General features: G+C 35.8%; 5 protein-coding genes. 4 read left to right on the forward strand and 1 reads right to left on the reverse strand.

Annotation, left to right across the window (positions count from 1 at the left end; genetic code table 11):
* Positions 1-44 precede the first annotated feature (44 nt).
* Positions 45-224 (reverse strand): hypothetical protein, encoded by a 180-nt coding sequence (locus G8O23_RS17000; RefSeq protein WP_166367087.1) that lies wholly within the window; start codon positions 222-224, stop codon positions 45-47.
* 45 nt (positions 225-269) lie between these two features.
* On the opposite strand from G8O23_RS17000, the gene G8O23_RS17005 reads away from it, so the two are divergent.
* The 4 genes from G8O23_RS17005 (at position 270) to G8O23_RS17020 (ending at position 3,929) form a co-directional block, all read left to right on the forward strand.
* Positions 270-800: a hypothetical protein gene (locus G8O23_RS17005; RefSeq protein ID WP_166367089.1), complete on the forward strand. Its 531-nt coding sequence runs from the start codon at positions 270-272 to the stop codon at positions 798-800.
* 2 nt (positions 801-802) lie between these two features.
* Positions 803-973, forward strand: coding sequence for a hypothetical protein (locus tag G8O23_RS17010; protein WP_166367091.1), 171 nt, complete (start codon positions 803-805; stop codon positions 971-973).
* Positions 974-1,189: 216 nt separating this feature from the next.
* Positions 1,190-2,287 carry a DNA cytosine methyltransferase gene (locus G8O23_RS17015; protein ID WP_166367093.1) on the forward strand — a complete coding sequence of 366 codons (1,098 nt, stop codon included), beginning with the start codon at positions 1,190-1,192 and terminating at the stop codon, positions 2,285-2,287.
* Positions 2,280-3,929: an ATP-binding protein gene (locus tag G8O23_RS17020; RefSeq protein ID WP_166367095.1), complete on the forward strand. Its 1,650-nt coding sequence runs from the start codon at positions 2,280-2,282 to the stop codon at positions 3,927-3,929. The genes G8O23_RS17015 and G8O23_RS17020 overlap by 8 nt, the downstream gene beginning before the upstream one ends.
* Positions 3,930-4,162: the final 233 nt, after the last annotated feature.

Consider the following 4,162-nt stretch of genomic DNA (forward strand, 5'->3'; position numbering starts at 1 on the left):
AGAATTTGTGGAAACAAGGCCCGCGCCGGGGGCGGGCGACCCGGTCACCTTGGCCACGAGACGCTAACAAGGGGTGTAGCTAATGGGGTGATGGATGGGGTACTCGGGGCAGGGTCGCCCGCTGCCATTCGTTTTCGTCGGGGGACGAAAACGTGGGCTACGCACATCCCCACTAGCCACAACCCCCAGCCGTTGTAGCCAATGCCAGACGACCGCTCAGACATTACCTTTTTGGGAAATCTTAAAGCATTTTTTTGTATATTTGTAGTATGACAAAAAAGAAAAACATTGGATTGGATTTCGTTGTCGATAAACTAACTAATTCAATTGAAAACATTGTAACAGGTGATAGTTTTCCGACTGAAATTTCTGTTGTTACAAGAGAAGACCTAAAATTGACTACAAAGAAAAATGGTTGGGTTTTTAATTGGTTGATAGAATTTAAACAACCTGAAAGAGAAGTTTATAAACTGACAATCGTAAACAATCCAAATGTAATTCAAGGACTATTGAGCGTGCAAGTAAAATCTGACCACGTTTATATGCATCTAATCGAAAGCGCACCATTTAACAAAGGCAAGACAAAAATGTATGCAGGCGTGCCAGGAAATTTAGTTGCATTTGCCTGTAAACTATCATTTCAAAGGGGACACGAAGGAAACTTAGCCTTTATTTCAAAAAGCGAACTCATTAAACATTACGAAGAAACATTAGGTGCTTTGCACTTTGGTGGTAGATTAATGATTATTGAAACGCAAGCTGCTCTTAAACTAATTGACAGATACTTTAAAAACCAATAAAAATGAGAACAAGGAAAAAAGAATTGGATGTGGATTTTATTGGAAGTCAAGAACCTTTAACAAGTTCTGAAGAAAAAGCTTTAAGTGAATTCTTTAAAAAGAAAAAAGAAATAAAAAAACAGAAACCACTTAGACCAAGAAGAACGACCAAAAAGGTAACGACCGAAATATAAAATCTCCATAATAAATTAAGGCACAGGCTACAACAAGGGGTGTAAAAAATGCTGGGCTGCAGAGCGATTGGGAAGCTAATCGCTCGCTCGATACTCCGTATCGTGGGATTCGGACGTTGTCCGAATCCCAGCACATTTCACACCCCCAGCCGTTGGCTGCAAGGCTGAAAGACAAAAAAACGAAACACAATAAGTATATTTGCAAAAAAAACGAAAATGAAAAGTAAGTCAACCACAAAAAAACGACTAAATAATCAAACTGCAATCCCCTCTATTTCAGGCATTGACCTGTTTTGTGGTGTAGGGGGACTAACTCACGGTTTAAAAAAATCAGGAATTAATATTCGAGCCGGTATAGACTTAGATACTAGTTGTAAGTATGCATATGAAGTCAATAATAAAGCAAAATTTATTGGAGCTGACATCACAGAAGTAAATGGGCGACATCTTAATGAATTTTGGAAAGATGGTGAAATAAAACTTTTGGTGGGATGCGCTCCCTGTCAACCCTTTTCAAGCCACTCAAACAAAGTAAAAGAAAAAGAACAGGGGGACAAATGGAATTTATTAAATGAATACATTAGATTGATCAAAGAGACAACTCCTGATGTAATCTCAATGGAGAATGTTCCAAATTTATCAAACAAGCAAATTTTTAAAGAATTTGTTAATGAACTCGAAAATGATGGGTATAATGTTAAGTACAAAAATGTTTTTTGTCCTGACTATGGCATACCGCAGAAAAGAAGAAGATTAGTTTTATTAGCGTCTAGAATTGGAAAGATTGACATATTACCCCCCACTTATAAAAAGAAGAATTACAAAACAGTACGTGATGCAATTGGACATCTAGAACCTCTTGGAAATGGAGAAAGGAGCAAGACGGATATTCTTCACTTTACGACTAAACTTACTGATATAAATTTAAAAAGAATAAAATCATCAATTCCGAACGGAACTTGGGAAGATTGGGACAAAAGCCTTTGGTTAGAGTGTCATAAAAAAGAGACAGGAAAAAGTTATAAAGCTGTTTATGGTAGGATGGCTTGGGACGAACCATCACCTACAATCACGACACAATTTTATAATTATGGCACAGGTAGATTTGGTCATCCGACCCAAGATCGAGCATTAACAATTCGAGAAGCATCTATTTTACAAAGCTTTCCTCAAAAATATAAGTTTGTTGAAGAGGGAAGTGAAATTAAATTAACTAGAGTAGCTACACATATAGGAAATGCAGTCCCTGTTAATTTAGGGTTTATTATTGGGAAAAGTATAATTCATCACATAAATGAAATTCAATATGGGTAATTTCACATTTAATATATCCCTAAGTGTATTAAATCATTTGGGACGAAATCTTTATAGAAATTTTATAACAGTATTAGGTGAAGCTATTTCAAATTCTTGGGATGCTGATGCTAATAATGTTTGGATATATATTGATAGAGAAAATAATCATCTGATAATTAAAGATGATGGAGAAGGTATGACTTCAGATGATTTTCAAAATAAATTTCTAAAGATTGGATATTCAAAAAGGAAAGGCGGAACAGATAAAACAAATTCACAAAGACCTTTTATTGGTCGAAAAGGAATAGGAAAGCTAGCTTTGCTTTCGTGTGCTAAAAGAATTCACGTTTTAACAAAAACAAAAACAACAGATTTTGTAGGTGGCGTAATTGATAATTCAGGTTTAGACAATGCGATAAATGATGATTTAACTCCTCAACAATACCCATTAGAGACTGTCAATATTTCACTATTCGGGAATCACCTTAACGGCATAGAGAAAGGAACAATTATATATTTTGAAGAAATCAACGATGGTATCCGCAATCGTATTGAATATATTAGAAAACTAATTGCTTTGTTCTTTAGATTTTCTTTGATTGATAAATCTTTTAAAATTTCTCTTAATGAAGAACCCATAACACTAAATGAACTGAATGATTTATCACAAAGCACACAATTTGTTTGGCAAATAAACTCAATAGATGACCCTTATTTAAAAGATAAAATCTCTATTTCTCACGACCATATTAGACGGTATGAGAAACTTTCTTCATCAATGACAATTAAGGGTTTTATAGCCTCGGTTCTTGAACCCAAATATCTGAAAATTAGAAATACTCAAGAAAAAGTAACATTAGATTTATATGTAAACGGTAGGTTAAGAGAAAAAGACCTTCTAAAACACATACCATCTGCTAGGCTAGTTGAAAGTTATGTTTACGGTCAAATTCATTATGATGCACTTGACAGCGAAACGGACAGATTTACCAGCAGCAGAGAAGGCGTTATTGCTGATGATCCTTTATTTCAATCATTACTATCAGAATTAAAAGAAAAATTAATGAAGAAAATTATTGATGATTGGGATAAATGGCGTGTTGAATTAAGACAAGACGGTGATTCAGAAAACACAACAAGAATGACCAAAAAGGAACGAAAATCAAAAGAATTGGTAAATACAATTACCGATGAATATGTTCCCCCAAAAAGTTCTACTTACAGAACAAAAGTTGATGAATGGTTAGAAAACCTAACTAAAGATGCTGAATACAATGTAACATCTTATGCTGAGTGTTTTGTAAGTGAAAACTTGCTTCGCAATTTCATTAATTATAAGTCAGTTACAATCACGCCTGAAGCCAAAGCTGTAAGTGATAAAATGAGATCCAAAGAACTAACTAACAAGAATACTGCAAACCTAAGTTTTGATTTAAGACAATCAGATGATGTCCTTGTATATTTAGATATGGACAATTTAGCCAATATGATTGAAAAAGTTGACCCAATAACTCAAGCTGGTTTATCAAGAGACGCAAAAGAGTATAAACCAATTAGAGATGCAATGGCACACACTTCTTTGTTAACACATAATGCAAAGCAGAGACTAAATTCGACTTATGAGAATATAAAATCAAGAATAAAAAAATTACTAGAATAACAAAGCCCAGCAGCCAACAAGGGGTGTAACCAATTTGGGCTGAATGGGTTAGTCAAGCGGGTCGGCACGCAGGGAAACTTTTTAACGTGGGATAAATCCCAAGCCCCGCTCCCCCAAACTGGTCACACCCCCTGCCGTTAGCGTACATCGCCAAGGTGGGCATGGGCGGCAAGCTTCGGAGCGTTGGCCTTGCCTTGAAATGGAGGGAGTATCGCCATCGCCCGCTCGAGCAA

The organism is Perlabentimonas gracilis (assembly GCF_011174675.1).
Classification (GTDB): Bacteria; Bacteroidota; Bacteroidia; order Bacteroidales; family Tenuifilaceae; genus Perlabentimonas; species Perlabentimonas gracilis.